This is a genomic window from Gammaproteobacteria bacterium (assembly GCA_013817245.1).
In the GTDB taxonomy this organism is placed as follows: domain Bacteria; phylum Pseudomonadota; class Gammaproteobacteria; order HTCC5015; family HTCC5015; genus JACDDA01.
Map to the genome: position 1 here is coordinate 192,169 of JACDDA010000004.1, position 19,213 is coordinate 211,381.

Below are 19,213 nucleotides of genomic sequence, written 5' to 3' on the forward strand. Positions count from 1 at the left end.
CATTATTCTCTATAGGACACGATGCACATGGATAGACGCCACTTCTTAGCTTTAACAAGAGGTTTTGCAACAGCTTGTTTTTTACCTACGCTGGTCGCATGTAATGACAAAAAATCTCCTTTGGCACAAATAGACGTTTTACAAAAACCAAACAAACTCGGTTTGCGTTTACCCGAAGATTTCACTAGTCGCATTGTAGCGCGTAGCAGCCAAGCACCTTTAAACAACAATAATTTTTTATGGCACGCGGCTCCCGATGGCGCCGGCATCTTTGCTACAGATGATGATGGTTGGATTTATGTTTCTAATAGCGAAATGCCTGACAACACCGGTGGCGTTAGCGCTTTACGTTTTAATCGACATGCAGAAATTATTGCGGCTTATCCTATTTTACAAAACACTAACCGTAATTGTGCAGGTGGCGTTACTCCTTGGGGAACCTGGTTATCGTGCGAAGAAAGTGGTGAAACAGGACGAGTGTTTGAATGCGATCCTTATGGAATACAAAATGCTATCGAACGCTCCGTATTAGGATATTTCAATCATGAAGCCGTCGCTGTTGATCCATTACGTGGCCATCTATATCTTACCGAAGACAGAACCGATGGAGGCTTATATCGATTTCGCGCCACTAATTTTCATCCAAATGGTTACCCCAATTTGAAAAATGGCATTTTAGAAATTGCCGCTAGCAATGATCACGGCGTTGAATGGTTGCTCATTAACGATCCATTAGCCATAAGCTCACCTACTCGTTATCAATATAACAATGCACTGCAATTTAATGGTGGCGAAGGAATTGTATATAACGACGAACGTATTATCTTTAGTACTAAGGGTGATAATCGTTTGTGGCAATATTTTATTCCACAACAACAATTAGGCATTCTCTACAACGCCGCCAATTACAATAACCCGATATTAACGGGTGTTGATAATTTAGCGACCACCCGCTTTAACGATATATTAGTCGCTGAAGACGCTGGCGATATGCAAATTATTGTCATCACGCAGGGTGGCGATATTAAGCCTTTAGTGCAAATCATCGATCAAGATTTATCGGAAATAACAGGATTGGCACTTAGCCCAGATGGTAGTCGTTTATATTTTAGCTCTCAAAGAGGACATACGGGTCAATCAACAGCCGGCATTACTTACGAAATACGCGGACCATTATTACGTTAATAATTAACCCAATCATTTAACGTATAAAAAAATAATCCGGATGGACAGTCAGCTTTTGCATAAGCACTTCCGCTTGCTCTGAACTCATCGCCGGCGAAAAATAAAATCCTTGACCATATTCACAACCTAGGCTTCGTAATTTGCGTAACTGTTCAGCCGTTTCTATACCTTCAGCGACCACATCTAAATTAAGGTTATGCGCCAAAGTAATAATAGTATCGACGATTTGTGACTGTGCGGGCACCGGGCCAGAGTCTAAGCGCATAACAAAAGAACGATCTATTTTTAAAGTGTCTATAGGCAAGCGATGCAAATAACTCAACGATGAATAACCGGTACCAAAATCATCCATACTGAGTTTTATTTTCATCGATTTAAATTGCGCCAAAATAGCATTTATACACTCAGCATTTTCCATAACAACAGATTCAGTAATCTCAAAATTAATAGCGGTAGGATTTATCCCTGTATCAGAAATAATGCGATCAATATGTTCAACTAAGTCAATCTGCGAAAATTGTCTAGGCGACAAATTTATACTGATAGTCCTAATCGGTACTTGTGGATATAAACGCCGCCAGCGTTGCAATTGCAAACACGCTTCTCTCATTACCCAATAACCAATCGGCACTATCATGCCAGTCTCTTCTGCTAAGGGAATAAATTCTGCGGGTGAAATAGAGCCTTTATTACCATGCCAGCGAATCAACGCTTCAAATGAAACCACGTGCCCATTTGCTAATGACACAATAGGTTGGTAATGAACTTCGAATTCGCTTTTTTCAATAGCACGGCGTAAATTGGTTTCCATTTGCAAGGTTGCCGCCGCTTTAGCATGCAATTCAGCGTCAAAAATTTCATAACGTGCGCGCCCTTCCGCTTTGGCTTTATACATTGCAGTATCTGCATCACGCAACATATCTTCAGCGCTGTGGTAATTACCCGTGCTCAATGCAATACCTATACTCGCGGTAGTGAAAACTTCTTTGTTATCTAGTGCTAATGGCGAGGATAATAAATCTTGAATTCTATCCGATATAAACGTCGCATCATCGGCGTAGGCTATTTCTTCTAGTAAAATAGAAAACTCATCTCCACCTAATCGGGCCACCGTATCGCCAGGACGAATAAATTGTTGTAAGCGTTCGCCAATCGCAATTAATAATTTATCACCATACTTATGACCCATTACATCATTGATGTTTTTAAATCGATCAAGATCAATAAACAAAACCGCAAATTGAGATTCTGGACGACGTTGAATACGCAAGATGGCATTATTGAGATGATCAATGAACAAGGTTCTATTGGCTAAACCCGTTAATGGATCGTGTAAAGCATCATGCCGACGCTGATCTTCCATCCGTTTCCAACGTGTAATATCCCGAGCTACTCCAATAAAATGCGTTAAGCGACCATCTTCTTCAAAAAATGGGATTAGCTTATCTTCTAACCAAATATAATCTTTTAAATGTTTAGGTTTAATCCGTGTTTCATGCGTGATGTGGGTAAATTCTGGCAAACGACTTACATCGCGCATTTGATGAGCGAACCACTCAATATCATGTAACCAATCTAAATCATCTGGATGCGTCATGTTTTTCCAGATAACAGAATCACCTAACATTTCCTCTGGCGCATAACCCAAGATGTCATAGACACGCGGGCTGGCATAACGCACTTTTCCAAAAGGTGATTTTTGTGTAGGCAATTCGCGAATGTAAACAAACTCGTCTATATAACCTAAGATACGTTGATAATCGCGGTCGCGTTCTTCTAATTGTTGGCGCACTGATAAATCATGCAAACTGGTCAGAATTTTGCGTTCAAACCAATCATCATCAATATGTAAGTTCAGCAGTAATATAACATTCGGCAGCTGCGCTTCATGCGGCAGTTCTGGTAATTCAGCAATGAAAAAAATAGTTTTTGTCGTGCCGTGCCCATGCAGTTTCTTTATTAATGTAACGCCACTTTCGTTTTTAATAACTTCATTAATAAAATAAAGGTGATGCCCACTCGATAAAATGCGATCCAGCGCTTCTTCGTAATTATCAACATAATCTAACTCAACCTGGCAGCTATGCATGCGGGAAAAACGTTGTTTGAAACGTGCAAACAAACCAATGTCATCACCCACCAACAAGGCTTTAATAATAATAGGATTATCGCCGAACGAATTTTCAGTCGATACCACATTGCTATTGCTAGGACTACTTACAACTAAGCGCATGAGCGCATCCCTGTCGCTATAAATTAACATCTCCACCGATCCACCGATCCCCGATCCACCTGGGGGCCGCAGCCTGGCCATTGCTACTTTGTCGGCCAAAAAATCAATTTATGAAGGTTTAGTCGGCTTTTATAAGCCGATTTTTGAAAAATTTTAGATTTATTTTAGATTTATATAGGCCTCAACGCCGGCCTCAAGAAAACTCGCTGGCGGCCGATAGTCTCAATGGGGATTGATGCAATGCGCAACAACTAAGACATTGAAGTCTTAGTGCTCGTCTGCAAGTACGATTTTTTATCGTACGCCTTCCTCGTGTGGTTTTTTTGTGAGGAATGGATGCAATGGCAAGGTTAATGACCATTTTTAGTATAGCGTTTTGTATGCTGTGCTTATCGGCTTGCCAAGATGACGGTAGTGATAATCCATCCACAACACCTGCTAGTACTCTTCCTGATCAAAGTCGCGCATTAGCGCAAACCGCTATGCAAGCGGTTTATCAAAACCAACGTACACCCAATAATTTTTATCAAGAAACCTCACCTCCGGCTGGCGTATTTATAACTATTCAACATGTACGCATGAGCGATATATCGTCTAGTACCAGTACCCACCGTGTTTGCGCTAACGATATGCCAGAAGCCGCCATTTATGCTAATCAAGCTGCATTAACGCGCAATATAACGGCGCCGGTCATTAGCGCCCAAGAAATGCCTTTTTATTTTGAATTTCTACGCGCACCCAACAGTAGCAATTGGATCTTGCAACGTGTTTTTAAATGCGGGATGTACGATGAATCAGCAGGCGAATACGAACAAACACCTTTCGATAATGCCGCGTACCAACAACTCATTGAATATTTATGGTTTTTTAGTCCAGCCAATAATTATGGTTACGCCGTAATCCAAACTAGCAACAACAGCGATGCGCAATTTTCTACTGTTAGTTTATTGCAAGTCGAGCTTCAAGCTGCCGCAGGTGCAAATGGTTGCGACCGCATAAAAATTACTAAACGCACTTACATTTTAAATTTAGCAACACGACAAATAGGTTTGGAGGTTACGGATGTTCTTTCAGTGGACGCACGATTTAATGGCCAAAGTGCCAGCCTCTGCAATGCGTAATGGCAAGGTGATGTGGAGCGGGTTAACTACGGGCACCGATTGGGGGGTGATGCAAGTTCGCAAAAAGTCTGCGATCGAGCCGGTGTCCGTAGTTTCCGCCTTACCTGGTGACACAGCGCTTATGCATAATCGTCAAAGCGCGGTAATTTCTTCTGCCGAGATTGGCGTTTTTTCTGCGGCGTCGAGTCTGCTGTTGTTTGCGCCGTTTTGTTTTTACGTGGTTTGGAAGTGGTATCTTGTAACGCAGTAGATGGCGTTATTTTATCCAGACGGGTTTTATCAATGCGCGTAGTCATGGTGTCGCTACCGATGGCGCACTACCATTAGGCTTTGCTTGAAACATAATATATTGATGCGGATCTTCCGCTGCCAACACTCGCAATACAATTCGACGATTACGCATTCGCCCTGCTTCATCAGTATTTTCTGCAATAGGTCGATACTCTCCATAACCCACTGCCGCTAAGCGATTGGGATCTATGCCTTTACTAATTAACATGCGCACCACTTGAGATGCGCGTGCGCTAGATAATTCCCAATTGGATGGATAGCGATTATTACTGATCGGCAAATTATCCGTGTAACCTTCAACATGCAATGCATTTGAAAAAGTGATTAACGCATCAGCTAATGATTTTAAAATAGGGGCTGCTTCAGCAGAAGGTTGCGCACTGCCCGTTTCAAATAGGCGATTAGCGTTAATTTCTATTTCTAACCATGCGGGTGTTTGTTTTACTTGAATCAAACCATTATCAATCCAGGGCGCGACACTGGCTTGTACACTATCTGCCATTTTTTTAATTAAAACATCTTCGGGCGGAATCGGCGGAACCACTTCTGGTACTTCAACCGCAGGTTTGCTTTGGGTTTGTTCTTGAATCGCTTTTGCAATAGTGCTTGGAATAGTTCGGTAACTTGCGTCGTTGCTGATGGAAAATCCATACATAACGACAAACAAACCAAACAATAAGGTCATAAAATCGGCATACGACACCATCCAACGATCGCGCTTACCGGATTTAGCATGCAAATGATGACGACGCTCATGCATAATTAAAATACGCCTTTAAGCGCTGTTCTATATAACGAGGATTATCACCGTCGGCAATCGCGGTGATGCTATCGAGTAATACGGTATGAATTTTTTCTTGTTGATAAATTAAATTTCGTAATTTCTGAGCGGCAGGTAAACAAATCAAATTTGCAAAACCTACGCCATATACTGTAGCAACAAACGCAGTTGCAATCCCCGCACCCAACAAATCGGGGTTATCTAAATGCTGCATAACCTGAATCAAACCCAACACCGCGCCTAATATGCCAAGCGTAGGACTGTAACCGCCCATACCCTCAAACACATCAGCAGCTTGTAAATTAGTATCAGCACGTGTTTTTAATTCCATCGTCATAACCCGGCGAATGTTTACCGCATCATGGCCATCAACTAATAACTCTAGTGCATGCTTAGTAAAAGCATCGGGTTCTTTTTGAGCTAATTTTTCTAAACCCAATACACCGTCGCGACGAACTAAATTACTCCAGTTGACTACCCGCCGCGTAACTTGGTCACCATCATATTCAGGTGGCCACAATACCCAAGGTAGTAACGTTAATGCTTGTTTTAATGCGCTTTTCGGCGTTTGCAATAACGTTGCGCCAATCGAGCCGCCTAGTACTACTATCGCGGCCGTGCTATGCCATAAAACACCTTGACCACCTTCTAACTGAAAACCAATAATAATCGCACTAAAGGCGATTAAAATACCGGCTAAACTTATAAGATCAAGTTGTTTCATAAAAATGTCAGCAGTTATTCATCATCACGTTGTAACCAATCACGCATACGGGTGCGCAAGCGAGTTAAAGCCTCGCCATGGATTTGACACACGCGTGATTCACTCACGCTTAAAATGTCACCAATTTCACGTAGATTCATTTCTTGTTCATAATATAAAGACATAACTAATGCTTCACGTTTAGGTAAACGTCGAATTTCATCCGCCAACGATTTTCTAAAACGCGTATCGGTAATTTGTTTTAAAGGATCTGCATCCGGCGAAATCGCATAATTTTGATAATAGTCATCATCATCTTCACCATTGCCGTCTAAACTAAATAATTTAGCGCCACTCGCATCCGCTAAAATACTATGATATTCATTTAATGAAATGCCCATTTCAGCGGCGACTTCATGATCTTTTGCATCACCACCTTTGCGATGCTCGACTTTTCGCATAGCTTCACTTAGCTCACGTTGCTTACGATGAACTGATCGAGGTGTCCAATCGCCGGTACGGACTTCATCTAACATGGAACCGCGAATGCGAATGCCCGCGTAAGTTTCAAAACTCGCGCCTTGAGCAGCATCATAATTTTTTACGGCTTCCATTAAACCGATCATACCGGCTTGGATCAAATCATCTATTTGTATATTTGCAGGTAGACGCCCCATCAAGTGATAGGCTATTTTTTTTACCAAAGGCGCATGCTTCTGCAGAACGTCATCGGCATTATCAACTTCAGTCTTGGCATACATAGCATACCCATTCATAACATTTGCTCCACGCATTTGCATCAATGACGTTTAATATCAGGAATTTGTCACTAAACGCTCAAAGAAAAATTCTAAATTACCTTTCGAATCCACTCTTTCCCATTGCACAACACTCGCAGCAAGTTTCATGAACGCGCTAGCGGATCTACTACGAGGATATGCATTAACCACGGTCCATTGTTTTTGCACCGCTTTACGCAAATACTCATCCTGCGGGATCATGCCGATATACTCTAAATTAATATCTAAAAAACGATTCGCGACTTTAAATAATTTTGTGTATAGCTCACTGCCTTGCGCCGAAGACTGCACCATGTTAGCGAGAATTTTAAAACGACGTACTTTGTGATCGCGATTTAACACTTTTATTAAAGCATAAGCATCGGTTATAGAAGCAGGCTCATCACAGACCACCACGACAATATCCGTAGCAGAGCGACAAAAGCTAATAACACTATTAGCAATGCCTGCCGCTGTATCAATAACTAAGGTGTCAATGCGTCCGGTTAAATCACTAAAAGCACGAATCAAACCTGCATTTTCGGCTGAATTTAATTCCGCCATTTTTTGTACTCCAGAAGATGCAGGCACAACTAAGACGCCGGAAGGACCTTCAACAATAATCTCTTGTAAGGTTTTTTCGCCTGACACTACATGCGACAAGTTATATTCAGGATGCAAACCTAACACCACATCAACATTCGCCAATCCTAAATCGGCATCCATTAACATGACCGTTTGACCACGATTAGCTAAGGCCGTCGCTAAATTAATTGATACATTCGTTTTTCCAACGCCGCCCTTGCCACTGGTAACGGCGATAACACGCACCGGGCCAGGATTATTGTCGGGTAATAAACGTGCAACATGTTCCATATGTTCAGCATTCTCCTAATATTATCGCAACGCTTAAGCGCTTTGGCGTTGCACGCTGTGCTGCATATTAGCTATCGGTTTTGCCATTACGCTGCGTGTTGTTGATGTAGGTTTTTGCTGATTGCGGCGCATAATGTCGCCGTAGCGCATAGCCAACATATTTTCGTCTAACTTCACAACTTTACGACTGGCTAATGCCACTGCTTTGCTGAGTAAGCGCGATACTTTTGCGACTTCTATATCATTCGGTACATTTTGACCGGTAGTTACATAAGAAATTGCTAAACGATGTTTACATACCACGCTAAGCACTTCGCCTAAGCTGGCTGCTTCATCTAATTTACTAATAATGCAGCCACTTAACGGGATTTTGCGATAGGCCTGAGTTAATTGATCCAACGCCGCAGATTGTGTATTAGCTGACATAACCAAATAGTTACGTACGCTAGGAAAGTGTTGAGCTAATGAAATGGTATCTTTAGCTGCGTCTATATCCCGTGGATTAATACCCGCGGTATCTATAATGACTAATTTTTTATGTCGTAAGCCACTTAATAAATCTTTTAATTCATTATCATCAGCAGCGGTTAATACTGAGACGCCAATGGCTCGACCAAAACTCATTAAGCGTTCATGTGCGCCTACGCGATAATGATCGCTACTGATTAAAGCAATATTTTTACGACCATAACGTTTCGCTGCATGCGCCGCTAATTTTGCGGCCGTGGTAGTTTTACCAACACCTGTCGGTCCTATTAACGCCACGATGCCACCTTGTTGAATGATGTCATCACCATTCACACGAATTTCAGATGCCCATAAGCCCAAAGCTTTACGCCAGGCAATGCTTTTATCCGTACACACGCCCAGTTGATTTACAATACGTTTACATTGTTCAGCATCTAGACCAATGCGTGTTAATTGGCGCAATACTGCACTTTGAATAGGACTTTGTTCCGACCACTTGCCCCAACCCATATAATCCAATTGATTAACCATCAAATTACGCAGCTGATCTATTTCTTTTTGCACGGTGCGCAGCATGGGCGCTTGCAGTTTAACGATATCGCCACTGCTAATATTTTGTTTCTGGCTCGCTTGCGCAGTTAAACTCGACAAGGTGGCGGCGTTATTTTTTTGTTGCAACATTAATTTTTTTATAGCTTCTTTAAGAACTTTATTTTCTGCATTTAACTTTTGCGATTGTTGATGTTGCTTCAAGGCAATAACTTTGGCTTTAGCCGCCAACTGTTGAGTAGCTGAGGCCTGCGTAGCCGAGAATTGAATAGCGGAAGCTTGCGTCCGTTGCGCAGTTTCTATTCTATCAACCGTATTATCCAGATTGCTGTTGAGTTTAGGAAACTGTGGTTTATAAGCACCCGTCGCATTCGATAAAATGCGAGCTTGACTTACTGGCGGTTTATTACCTAAATACGCTTCGTGCATAATCCGTTCATTATTATTAGTGGCGATCGCGGCTGAAGAATTAACCTGAGGGCGCGCATCACTTTTAATATTGGCTTGATTCATTGCCCAAGGATCGTCGAGATTAATACCAGCAACAATTTCAATACCGGTCGCGGTGCGACGATTAGCGAGAATAACCGCGTCGGGGCCTAACTCTTCTTTTACTTTACGTAAACCACTGCGAATGTCAGCGGCATGAATGCGTTTAATGTTCATTACTTTTACCTCCGTGTAACCACACGATCCTTGTTTTCAATATTTAGGCCGCTGCAATCCGATTTGCGACTTGGCCTGTTAATTCTCCGCCGATGCTAGACACCACCCGGATTTTTTTATCTTCTACCATTTCCGTATACGACAAAACATTTAATCCTGGTACTGCATGATGGAATAATTTTGCTAACCATAAACGCAATGCCGGCGGTACTAATAAAATTGCAGGTTGTCCAGAAGCTTCTTGCCGTTGCACACACTCACTTAAATTTTGATGTAAGCGCTCAGTTAATCCAGGTTCAATACCAACACCACCTTCAGGACCTTGCGTAATAGCTCTTTGCAACAATCGTTCCAAATCTGGCGCCAAGGTAATGACGGGAATTTCATCACTCATACCGGCGATTTGCTGCATAATCAAACGCCGCAATGCAACACGTACTACTGCCGTTAAGCTATCTGCATCAGAATGATTACGCGCATGTTCGGCCAAGGTTTCGGCAATCGTGCGCATATTTTTAATGGGGATACCTTCTTGCAACAAGTTTTGTAATACACGTAACACTGTCGCCATCGGTAATGCTTTAGGAATTAAATCTTCTACTAATTTAGGCGCAGTCTTCGCTAAATTTTCCATCAAGCGTTCTACTTCTTGATAGCCCATTAACTCATGAGCATGTTCTTGTAATAATTTACTTAAATGTGTAACGATTACTGTGCCCGCATCAACCACGGTATAGCCTAAGGTTTGCGCATGATCTTTTTGACCAGGATCAATCCAAAATGCTGGCATACCAAAAGAAGGATCACGCGTAGAAATACCTTCAATCGTACCAAACACATGTCCAGGATTAATCGCTAATTCTTTATCCGGATAAACATCGCCTTCGCCTTCAGGAATACCCATCAAGGTAATACGATAACGATTAGGTGATAAATCTAAGTTGTCGCGAATGTGCACTGGCTGCACCAAAAAACCTAAGTCTTGCGAAAGTTTACGACGCACGCCTTTGATACGTCCCATCAATTGACCGCCTTGCGTTTGATCGACTAATGGAATAATGCGATAACCGACTTCTAAACCGACGATATCGATGGCTTTCATATCGTCCCAACTTAAATCTACATTTTGTGCGGCGTTACTGTTATCACCTTTTATTTTTTCAGGTTCTATAATGACATCCGGTTCATCGTCTTCTTTAGGCGCCATCGTTTTGGCCATAAACGCTAAACCACCCGCACATAGTAAAAATGCAACATTGGGCATACCAGGAATTAGGCCTAACAAACCAATAATGATAGCGGTAATCCACAAAGCACGTGGATCAGTAAACATTTGTTTTATTATTTGATCACTCATGTCTTGTGAGCTAGAAACCCGCGTGACAATAATGGCAGCAGCAGTAGACAATAACAAAGAAGGTAGTTGTGCTACTAAACCATCCCCGATGGTCAACAAAGTGTAGTTATGCACAGCAACTTTAAATGCTAAATCATGTTGGCCTACACCAATCGCAATGCCACCCACGATATTAATAAATAAAATTAAAATACCGGCGATCGCATCACCACGAACAAATTTGGATGCGCCATCCATAGAGCCATAAAAATCCGCTTCGCGACTGACTTCCTCGCGGCGAATACGCGCTTCGGTTTGATTAATTAGACCGGCATTTAAATCCGCATCAATCGCCATTTGTTTGCCAGGCATTGCATCTAAAGTAAAACGTGCGGACACTTCCGACACGCGCCCGGCACCTTTGGTAACAACTACAAAGTTGATAATAACGAGAATAGCGAACACCACTAAACCGACGGCATAATTACCGCCAATTACAAATTCACCAAAAGATTCGATAACCGCGCCTGCTGATGCTGTGCCGGTGTGGCCTTCCATTAACACTACACGCGTGGACGCGATGTTCAGCGCTAAACGCAACATCGTGGCGACCAATAAAACCGTGGGGAAAGACGAAAAATCTAAAGGTCTTAAACTATAAATGCTTACCAATAACACAATTAACGATAACGCGATGTTAAAAGTAAATGATATGTCTAATAGAAATGTCGGCATCGGCACTATCATCATCGCCAAAATCATGACAACTAATAATGGTGCGCCTAATCCATTGCGCGTAAGTTCTTTGAAAAATGCCATATAACTGACGTCCTTGTTGCGCTTTATCGACTGCTCCAGCAGACGATTCTTTGACGTTGTTCCGTCACTTACACACTATGCAGTTTTGATGCCTGCATTATGCTTTTACCGTACGTTCATAAATAGGTTTAGTTAAATCATCCGGTATATCTTGAATTACAGGCTTATTCGGCCACAAACCACCTTCACGACGCACCCGTTGCAAGCGCAAGATATACGCTAATACCTGTGCTACTGCGACATATAAAGGCTTCGGAATTAATTCACCCGGATCAGTATTGTAATAAATAGCACGCGTTAAACGCGGTTCTTCATAAATGGGGATTTTGTGTTTTTGTGCAATTTCACGAATTTTAAATGCCAACTGATCAGTGCCTTTCGCTAACATAACAGGTGCCACATGTTTATCTTGATCGTATTGCAACGCAACCGCAAAGTGAGTCGGGTTCATTAAAATAACATTTGCTTTCGGGATATCGGCAAGCATGCGACGCTTCGCAATTTCACGTTGCGCTTGACGTATGCGCCCACGAATTTCAGGATTACCTTCGGTTTGCTTCATTTCATCACGCAACTCTTGACGCGTCATGCGTAATTTTCGCAAGTGATCCCATAACTGGTACGGCACATCAATCGCCGCAATCACAATTAACGCCAGTGACAAAAATACCGTGGATGAAATAATAAGTTGCATGCTATCGCCAATGACTTCACTATCATTAGCAGTTCCCATAATCACGGCTTTGTCAAAATTATTATGTAAAACAATCAAGGTAATAATCGAGAGCAAAGCAAACTTTAATAATGACTTGACTAGATCAACAACGCCATTAAGACCAAACATACGTTTAAAGCCTTGCAAAGGACTAAGCCGACTAAACTTTGGCATTAACGCATCCGTACTAAATGACCAGCCGCCTAACATCAATGGTGCGCCAATTGCCAAAACGACCATGGCTAACATAAGAGGTGAAAAAATAATCAAAGTGTTGACTAACATATCGGTAAACGTCAGCAACATGGCATTTTCATTAAAAATAGTTTCTCGCGATATTTTAAAACTGCCTTTTAATAAACTGATAAATTGCGTCGTTAAACTAGGTCCCAATGTCCATAAAATGACTGCGCCGCCGGTTACTACCATCATGGTATTTAATTCTTTGGAGCGCGCAATATTACCTTCATTACGCGCATCATCAAGGCGTTTACTCGTGGGTTCTTCTGTGCGTTCTTGACCGGATTCAGATTCTGACATTTTAGTTAGTCTTTAATAAATATTGATGCAACCAATCATAAGACTGCTCGATCAAATGTTGAAAAGCTGGTGCAAATATCGGTAGCATAAATAACATCATGACAAAACCTAACAACATCGTGAGCGGGAAACCTACTGAAAAAACATTTAATTGCGGCGCCGAACGTGTCATAAGCCCCATGCTGATATTAACGATCAACAAGGCCGTAACTAAAGGCAAGGCTATTAATAAACCGCCCAAAAATAATAATGAACCTGATTGTGCAACGTCTAAAAATAATTCGCGTGACAAACCTTGCGCTGAAATTGGCAAGTATTGAAAGCTTTCAGTTGTTAATAAAATAAGCGCCGTATGCCCATCAAATGATAAAAACAATAATATCGACATGATCACATAGAACTGACTCACCACCGGAACCTGTGCACCATTTTGCGGATCCATCATTTGTGCAAAGCCCAAGCCCATGGTCATCGCCATCAGTTCACCTGCGGCCATCACTGCATTAAATGCAATTTGTAAAATAAATCCAATAATCACGCCAATTAGAATTTGATTAATAGTCGTGATGAATCCTGCGGCAGAAAAAGGCTCAATACTAACGGGCGTTTTCATGGTGGCGACAATTAAAAACGTAATCGACAAAGCGCACATCAGCCGAATCCGCATAGGAATAAGCCTGGAACCTAAAACGGGCGCAATAGAAAAGACTGCCGAAATGCGCGTTAATACCCAAAAAAAAGTACCTAGCCATTCATTAATAAAGCGAACATCTAATGCAATGGTTTGCATTGAATAACTAACCGATTAAACCTGGAATACTTTCAATCAGCGAACGCGTGTAATTGATCAATGTTTGTAACATCCAAGAGCCGGTCAAACACAATGTCGCCATTAACACCAATACTTTGGGAATGAAACTCAAGGTCATTTCATTAATTTGAGTCGCTGCTTGCAACATACCAATCACTAAACCAACAATAAGTGCCGATAGCAATAATGGCGCACCAATTTGCAGCAGCACCCATAAAGCTTCTTTACCTATATGAATAACGACATCCGGCGTCATGTTATTGCTTCCTTTTTCTAAGTATTAATATAAAAACTATTAGCCAGCGTTCCTAAAACCAACGCCCAGCCATCAACTAAAACAAATAACATAATTTTAAAGGGCAACGAAATAATCAAGGGTGACAGCATCATCATTCCCATTGACATCAAGACACTGGCTACGACCAGATCAATAATCAAAAATGGGATAAATAATAAAAATCCAATTTGAAAAGCGGTTTTTAATTCGCTAGTAACAAAAGCCGGCAAAATAACGGAAAACGGAATATCACTCGCTTGCTCAGGACTTTTGTAACCACCGATGTTGATATATAAAGCTAAATCCGATTCACGCGTTTGCGCTAACATAAATTCACGCAATGGTATTGATCCCGCTTTTAAAGCTTCCGTTGTGCCCATCGCGCCATCCATATAAGGTTGTGCGGCGTTGGCGTAAATTTTATCGAATACTGGCGCCATAATAAAAAAAGTTAGGAATAACGCTAAACCAATTAAAATTTGATTCGAAGGTGTTTGAGTAGTACCGATGGCTTGACGCAAAATTGCTAATACAACAATGATTCGCGTGAAAGATGTCATCATTAATAAAAACGTCGGCAACAGGGTCAAGCCTGTCATAAAAATTAATGCTTGCAGCGTCAAGGTATACGTTTGTTCGCCATTACCCTGAGTTTTAACCGTAATGGTTTCTAATCCTGCAGGCGCGGCAAGCGCGCAGACCATGGGTAAAAACACTAAAGCAATACTGAGTAGGATCCGTATAAAATAAAAAACAGAAACAGTGGATTTATTCATGCGTATCCCCTGCCTTGCCTTGCTTAAGGTCTTGATACTTTTTTAGTAAAGAGGCAAAGGGACTCGTGTTTTTTTCAATCTGCGCCGCTAGGCCAAGATTGTCATCGCTCGCTTTGAGCTTGTCTAACAAATGAATGCCTGCAGCACTTACACCTAACAGTAAACGCTGATCATCGGCACGAATAATAAGAATCTTTTCTTTTGGCCCTAAACTGAGCCATTGCTCAATTTTTAAATTAGTTTGCTGCTTAACAAAGCCACCTTGCAGTTTTTTTGCGCTGATGGATAAGGCTAAAATAATAACAATGACCAAACCTAAAGCGCTGATCATTTGCAAGGCGCTGCCAGGGTTTATAGGTTCTGCCGCTACCGGCATTGCTTGCGTTAATAAAACAAGGACAAGCATGAGGTTTTTATAATTCATAATAAGCTGGTTCTATATTTATTTTAGAGGGCGCATACGTTCAGAAGGACTCACCACATCGGTTAAACGAATCCCAAACTTGTCATCAATAACGACCACTTCGCCATGCGCAACTAAGGTACCGTTAACTAATACATCCATGGGTTCGTCAACCATGCGCGCAAGTTCTATGACGGAGCCTTGATTAAGTCGCAACAATTCACGAATAGTAATTTCGGTACGCCCCAACTCCATCGACAAAGTAACTTTAATATCTTGAACCACATCTAGATTTTGAGTCATATTGGCTTTTGCTTCATTGCTGGCCATGATTTGCTTCCTTGCTTAAGTAAATAATTAACGATTTTCTGGCTTGATCCATTCCGTTAAACGCACCGCTGCGGCTTGATTAGAAACACCTATCTTGCCTTTAAACAATGCAATTTCATCGGCATACACCACCGTATCTTCTTCCATCATAAGCGAAATAAAATCGCCGGCTTTTAATGATAATAATTCGCCCAAGGTAATATCTGTTTCGGCAAAAATAGCACTGATGCCGACATGGGTTTCTTGCACGCGATCAGTTAATAAACGCACCCAACTATCATCTGATTCTGGATGTTCTTTACGCACGCCAGACGCTAACAAAGGTCGCAAGGGTTCTAATAATGAAAAAGGCAAAACAATTTGCATTTCACTGACTTCATCACCAATGGTAATTTTGAAACGCGAACGCACCATGATTTCGCTGGTATCGCCCAAGCCTTCTAATTGGCCATGACGCTCTTGATGCATATATTCAAATGTTAATTGCGCAACCGGTCTCCATGCATTTTGCAAATCTTTAAACGCACTGGTTAGCAATTTTTCTATTATGCGTGCTTCTAAGGAGGTGAATTCACGTTCACCGGTGCTAGCACGACTGCGTCCTGGGCCGCCAAAAAAACAATCAACGATCACGTACACCAATGACGCATCTAAGATAATTAAAAACGCGCCATTCAATTCTGGAATTTTTGCACGACTAATGCTGGCGTCTAATGCCACGCTATTAATAAAATCCGTGTACTTAAGCATTTCTATTTCACTGCTGGTAATTTCCGCCATGTGATGCAACAGATTAAATAAACCATTCTGAAACAGCTTGCAAAAGCGTTCATTAATCATATCAAGTGCAGGTAAACGGGCTTTCAATAAATGTGCGGGTTGATGAAAATCATATTGCAATACACGTCCACCTGCTGGCTTTCCATTTTTCTCAATCACAATTTCTTCTTCGTATGCGTTATCGGTTAACGCATCCATTTCGTCTTTGCTGAGTACATCTTTCGAAGCCATGATTATTGGATAACCAAGCGCGTGATATAAACCTCTTCGATTTGCGGTTCGCCGGTTATATTGGTCAACACTTTTTGAGTAGTCGCTAGAACATCTTTACGTAACTGTTCTTTGCCTTCGGTCGTGCGCAGCACTTCAATAACTTGTGATCCCAGTAAAATGACGAGATCGTTACGAATAGCGGGGATATGGGTTTTAAAAGCTTCGAGACTTTCTTGCTTGCTAGCCGCGACTGTAACATCGACTTGCATAAAGCGACTTTTTTTACCGTCTAAAATATTCACTACAAAACCAGGATTGACCTGTTCGTAAATTAAAGCGACAGGTTTAGCTTCGCCTTCCTCACCTTCTGCCGCGTCTTCACCTTCCTCGCCTTCTTCACCTTCGGCCGCACCATCTGCGCCGGCTTCAGTTTCAGTGGCTTCTGCGTCTTTAGCAGCGGCAGCAGCAACGGGTTTTTCATCGTGCGAATTACTGTTCATTACTAACACGGTAGACAACACCGCAATAATGACCGCCAGTAATCCAAAAACCCCCGGTAGAATAAATTTATTCACAGCGCACTCCTTTGCGTCTATTAATTGGCCTTTGATAGGGATAATGCAATCGACGTGCCACACCGGAAACGCCAATAAATAGCAAAATATGGGTCAATATATTAACAGCGCCAAAAATTTGGCTGCGAGGGAAATACGAAGAAACGAATTTAATTAAGCGTAGTAATCAATTTCGCTCATTAAATTTTTAGTAGATGTTTGGATTAGACTATTTAACTCATCCGGCTTATCAACTGCATGCTCGCCTGCACGATTATTGGCCGCCGATTTGTCGTGTTGTTGTTGCGCATGGGCATCCGCACCACCGAATTGATTCGCTTGTTGAAAATAATGTTGTTGCGACGAACTGGTCGCTTGCGCATTAGCAGCAGGCTGTGAATCTAACGGTAAAATTTGGGTATGGACCAATTGAAACCCTTGGCTTTGTAAAGCTTCGCGTAATTGTGGTAGGTATTGTTCTAATGCGGTTTGCGCCAAATTATTGGCCATGATTTGCACATTTACTTCATTATTGCGCGTCTGTATTTGAATATTTAATTGGCCTAATTCAGCAGGATGCAAATTAAATTGTGCACGCTGTTGACCGTCACGTACTAACCACGCAATTTGTTCGGGCGCAGCCGCTGGCGATAAAAGAGTAGCCGTATTCATCTGATTCGCAATATTCGTTGCAGACGTGTTATTACTGACGATATTATTGTTAAGGGGCGTCGTATTTAAAACAATAGCATTGCTAGCAGTATTGTTCGTTATGACAGATTCATCAGTGACTAGCGATGACGCGGCATTGCTAAGTGTTTGTGCATTCAGCTGTAAATCACTGACGCTATCGCTTGCTAAGGAAGACATATTTATTTCTTGCAGCGGCGTATCGATAGTGCCAGCCATATGAATAAGCGGACTTGAAACAGCGCCCGATAAATTCGCAATATTAAGACTGCCTGAAGTAACATTGGTGATACTTGCACTTGCACTTACATTCACCTCGCTAATAGTAGCGTTCCCTTGCAAACCTAAGCCTTGTTGCGATTTATAAGGTACAAGATTCCCACTCGCCACTACCGTTGCAGCATTCCTTTCAATCACGGGTGTCGCGGTTAGAGTTATTCCGGCCGGCGCCGTCATATTTACCACCGGCTGAGCTAATAAAGTCGCAGGATTTACATTAATGGCTGCATTTTGTTCGTTTATAACTTTTGCTGGATCAACATGACTAGCCGTTACATTATGTAGAGTGTCATTATTTAGATGGGTATTAGCAGCTTGCGACAAAATTGCAGTGTCAACTAGGGTGGGTATATTAATGACTGTGGATATTGCTGCGGCAGAAGGAGCTCTAAGCTGCGGTGCAGACAATGTGGATTGCGCACTATTCAGCGGCGTTGACGTTAGCAGCGAATTATTAGCCGCTGGCTTTACTGAAAAGACTATCGCCGATGTGGGTATTGGTGTTACAGGCACAAGATTAATTAATTCTGGCATCGAGGGAATGACGGCATCGGCATTGACGGAAATATCCAATAAGTCAGTCGTTGCTTCAACTGCATCTTTTTTATCTGTTTTAATTTCTTGGTTGCTTAACACTAACGACGGCACCGAATTTAATGTGAGTTCAACAATAGGTTTGATTATTTTAAGATTCACTGCGTCAACTGTTGATGCAGCATTTTTTGTTGGAAACGGCATCGCGACCTTCATCTCGTTCGGCAAATTATTGCCGCTCTGGATCGGCAATAATTCACCCCTACTAGCAGCAATGGTGGACTCAATATCCACGGGCATAAGATTTAATGCAGCACCCGTATTAAGCGCGAGGCTTGGCGCATTATTTATCAAAGATGATGGTGCATTTAAAAGTTGGTTAATATCACCGGTTAATAGCTGATTAAACAGATTAGACGTCAAATTGGAATCAGGATTAGCCGCTAAATTAGGCAATGTAGCGTCGGCGTTAGCACTGCCGCTTATTATTTGCATGATATCCAT

The 19,213-nt window shown here is 41.9% G+C and carries 19 protein-coding genes; 2 read left to right on the plus strand and 17 right to left on the minus strand.

Annotated features, from left to right (window positions below; translation table 11 throughout):
* Positions 1-27: 27 nt before the first annotated feature.
* Positions 28-1,185: a DUF839 domain-containing protein gene (locus H0W44_06740; GenBank protein ID MBA3582132.1), complete on the plus strand. Its 1,158-nt coding sequence runs from the start codon at positions 28-30 to the stop codon at positions 1,183-1,185.
* A gap of 16 nt (positions 1,186-1,201) precedes the next feature.
* Here H0W44_06740 and H0W44_06745 read toward each other — a convergent pair whose 3' ends face one another.
* Complete coding sequence (locus H0W44_06745; protein ID MBA3582133.1) at positions 1,202-3,418, minus strand: EAL domain-containing protein; 2,217 nt, start codon at positions 3,416-3,418, stop codon at positions 1,202-1,204.
* Positions 3,419-3,771: 353 nt separating this feature from the next.
* Between H0W44_06745 and H0W44_06750 the strand changes: the two genes are divergently transcribed.
* Positions 3,772-4,539: a hypothetical protein gene (locus H0W44_06750; protein ID MBA3582134.1), complete on the plus strand. Its 768-nt coding sequence runs from the start codon at positions 3,772-3,774 to the stop codon at positions 4,537-4,539.
* A 119-nt stretch (positions 4,540-4,658) separates the two neighbouring features.
* On the opposite strand, the gene H0W44_06755 is transcribed toward H0W44_06750, so the two are convergent.
* The 16 genes from H0W44_06755 to H0W44_06830 form a co-directional block, all read right to left on the minus strand.
* Positions 4,659-4,835, minus strand: a complete 177-nt coding sequence (locus H0W44_06755) for a hypothetical protein (protein MBA3582135.1) — start codon at positions 4,833-4,835, stop codon at positions 4,659-4,661.
* Positions 4,832-5,590, minus strand: a complete 759-nt coding sequence (locus H0W44_06760) for an OmpA family protein (GenBank protein MBA3582136.1) — start codon at positions 5,588-5,590, stop codon at positions 4,832-4,834. The genes H0W44_06755 and H0W44_06760 overlap by 4 nt, the downstream gene beginning before the upstream one ends.
* On the minus strand, positions 5,583-6,335 hold the full coding sequence (locus H0W44_06765; GenBank protein ID MBA3582137.1) for a flagellar motor protein: 753 nt from the start codon (positions 6,333-6,335) through the stop codon (positions 5,583-5,585). Before H0W44_06765 ends, H0W44_06760 begins: the two co-directional genes overlap by 8 nt.
* Positions 6,336-6,349: 14 nt before the next feature.
* Positions 6,350-7,090: an RNA polymerase sigma factor FliA gene (locus H0W44_06770; GenBank protein MBA3582138.1), complete on the minus strand. Its 741-nt coding sequence runs from the start codon at positions 7,088-7,090 to the stop codon at positions 6,350-6,352.
* Between the two features lie 39 nt (positions 7,091-7,129).
* Positions 7,130-7,969, minus strand: a complete 840-nt coding sequence (locus H0W44_06775; GenBank protein ID MBA3582139.1) for a MinD/ParA family protein — start codon at positions 7,967-7,969, stop codon at positions 7,130-7,132.
* Between the two features lie 33 nt (positions 7,970-8,002).
* Positions 8,003-9,652 carry a flagellar biosynthesis protein FlhF gene (gene flhF / locus H0W44_06780; GenBank protein MBA3582140.1) on the minus strand — a complete coding sequence of 550 codons (1,650 nt, stop codon included), beginning with the start codon at positions 9,650-9,652 and terminating at the stop codon, positions 8,003-8,005.
* Between the two features lie 43 nt (positions 9,653-9,695).
* Positions 9,696-11,807 (minus strand): flagellar biosynthesis protein FlhA, encoded by a 2,112-nt coding sequence (gene flhA / locus H0W44_06785; GenBank protein MBA3582141.1) that lies wholly within the window; start codon positions 11,805-11,807, stop codon positions 9,696-9,698.
* Between the two features lie 97 nt (positions 11,808-11,904).
* Positions 11,905-13,062: a flagellar biosynthesis protein FlhB gene (flhB, locus tag H0W44_06790; GenBank protein MBA3582142.1), complete on the minus strand. Its 1,158-nt coding sequence runs from the start codon at positions 13,060-13,062 to the stop codon at positions 11,905-11,907.
* A 1-nt stretch (position 13,063) separates the two neighbouring features.
* Positions 13,064-13,852: a flagellar biosynthetic protein FliR gene (fliR, locus tag H0W44_06795; protein ID MBA3582143.1), complete on the minus strand. Its 789-nt coding sequence runs from the start codon at positions 13,850-13,852 to the stop codon at positions 13,064-13,066.
* A gap of 7 nt (positions 13,853-13,859) precedes the next feature.
* On the minus strand, positions 13,860-14,129 hold the full coding sequence (fliQ, locus tag H0W44_06800; GenBank protein MBA3582144.1) for a flagellar biosynthesis protein FliQ: 270 nt from the start codon (positions 14,127-14,129) through the stop codon (positions 13,860-13,862).
* Between the two features lie 17 nt (positions 14,130-14,146).
* Positions 14,147-14,854 carry a flagellar type III secretion system pore protein FliP gene (fliP, locus tag H0W44_06805; GenBank protein MBA3582145.1) on the minus strand — a complete coding sequence of 236 codons (708 nt, stop codon included), beginning with the start codon at positions 14,852-14,854 and terminating at the stop codon, positions 14,147-14,149.
* 64 nt (positions 14,855-14,918) lie between these two features.
* Complete coding sequence (locus tag H0W44_06810) at positions 14,919-15,350, minus strand: flagellar biosynthetic protein FliO (protein ID MBA3582146.1); 432 nt, start codon at positions 15,348-15,350, stop codon at positions 14,919-14,921.
* Positions 15,351-15,368: 18 nt separating this feature from the next.
* On the minus strand, positions 15,369-15,659 hold the full coding sequence (gene fliN, locus H0W44_06815; protein MBA3582147.1) for a flagellar motor switch protein FliN: 291 nt from the start codon (positions 15,657-15,659) through the stop codon (positions 15,369-15,371).
* Between the two features lie 27 nt (positions 15,660-15,686).
* A complete protein-coding gene (gene fliM, locus H0W44_06820) occupies positions 15,687-16,670 on the minus strand; it encodes a flagellar motor switch protein FliM (GenBank protein ID MBA3582148.1) in 984 nt (327 codons plus the stop codon).
* 2 nt (positions 16,671-16,672) lie between these two features.
* Positions 16,673-17,227 (minus strand): flagellar basal body-associated FliL family protein, encoded by a 555-nt coding sequence (locus tag H0W44_06825; GenBank protein ID MBA3582149.1) that lies wholly within the window; start codon positions 17,225-17,227, stop codon positions 16,673-16,675.
* 153 nt (positions 17,228-17,380) lie between these two features.
* On the minus strand, positions 17,381-19,213 hold the full coding sequence (locus tag H0W44_06830) for a flagellar hook-length control protein FliK (GenBank protein ID MBA3582150.1): 1,833 nt from the start codon (positions 19,211-19,213) through the stop codon (positions 17,381-17,383).

Coding starts and splice junctions, on each gene's coding strand:
- H0W44_06770 (MBA3582138.1), bottom strand. CDS start 7,090: ATGAATGGGTATGCTATGTATGCCAAGACTGAAGTTGATAATGCCGAT.
- H0W44_06765 (MBA3582137.1), bottom strand. CDS start 6,335: ATGAAACAACTTGATCTTATAAGTTTAGCCGGTATTTTAATCGCCTTT.
- flhA (MBA3582141.1), bottom strand. CDS start 11,807: ATGGCATTTTTCAAAGAACTTACGCGCAATGGATTAGGCGCACCATTA.
- H0W44_06760 (MBA3582136.1), bottom strand. CDS start 5,590: ATGCATGAGCGTCGTCATCATTTGCATGCTAAATCCGGTAAGCGCGAT.
- H0W44_06775 (MBA3582139.1), bottom strand. CDS start 7,969: ATGGAACATGTTGCACGTTTATTACCCGACAATAATCCTGGCCCGGTG.
- H0W44_06755 (MBA3582135.1), bottom strand. CDS start 4,835: ATGACTACGCGCATTGATAAAACCCGTCTGGATAAAATAACGCCATCT.
- fliM (MBA3582148.1), bottom strand. CDS start 16,670: ATGGCTTCGAAAGATGTACTCAGCAAAGACGAAATGGATGCGTTAACC.
- H0W44_06810 (MBA3582146.1), bottom strand. CDS start 15,350: ATGAATTATAAAAACCTCATGCTTGTCCTTGTTTTATTAACGCAAGCA.
- fliN (MBA3582147.1), bottom strand. CDS start 15,659: ATGGCCAGCAATGAAGCAAAAGCCAATATGACTCAAAATCTAGATGTG.
- H0W44_06745 (MBA3582133.1), bottom strand. CDS start 3,418: ATGCGCTTAGTTGTAAGTAGTCCTAGCAATAGCAATGTGGTATCGACT.
- H0W44_06750 (MBA3582134.1), top strand. CDS start 3,772: ATGACCATTTTTAGTATAGCGTTTTGTATGCTGTGCTTATCGGCTTGC.
- H0W44_06740 (MBA3582132.1), top strand. CDS start 28: ATGGATAGACGCCACTTCTTAGCTTTAACAAGAGGTTTTGCAACAGCT.
- flhF (MBA3582140.1), bottom strand. CDS start 9,652: ATGAACATTAAACGCATTCATGCCGCTGACATTCGCAGTGGTTTACGT.
- fliP (MBA3582145.1), bottom strand. CDS start 14,854: ATGGTCTGCGCGCTTGCCGCGCCTGCAGGATTAGAAACCATTACGGTT.
- fliQ (MBA3582144.1), bottom strand. CDS start 14,129: ATGACGCCGGATGTCGTTATTCATATAGGTAAAGAAGCTTTATGGGTG.
- flhB (MBA3582142.1), bottom strand. CDS start 13,062: ATGTCAGAATCTGAATCCGGTCAAGAACGCACAGAAGAACCCACGAGT.
- fliR (MBA3582143.1), bottom strand. CDS start 13,852: ATGCAAACCATTGCATTAGATGTTCGCTTTATTAATGAATGGCTAGGT.
- H0W44_06830 (MBA3582150.1), bottom strand. CDS start 19,213: ATGGATATCATGCAAATAATAAGCGGCAGTGCTAACGCCGACGCTACA.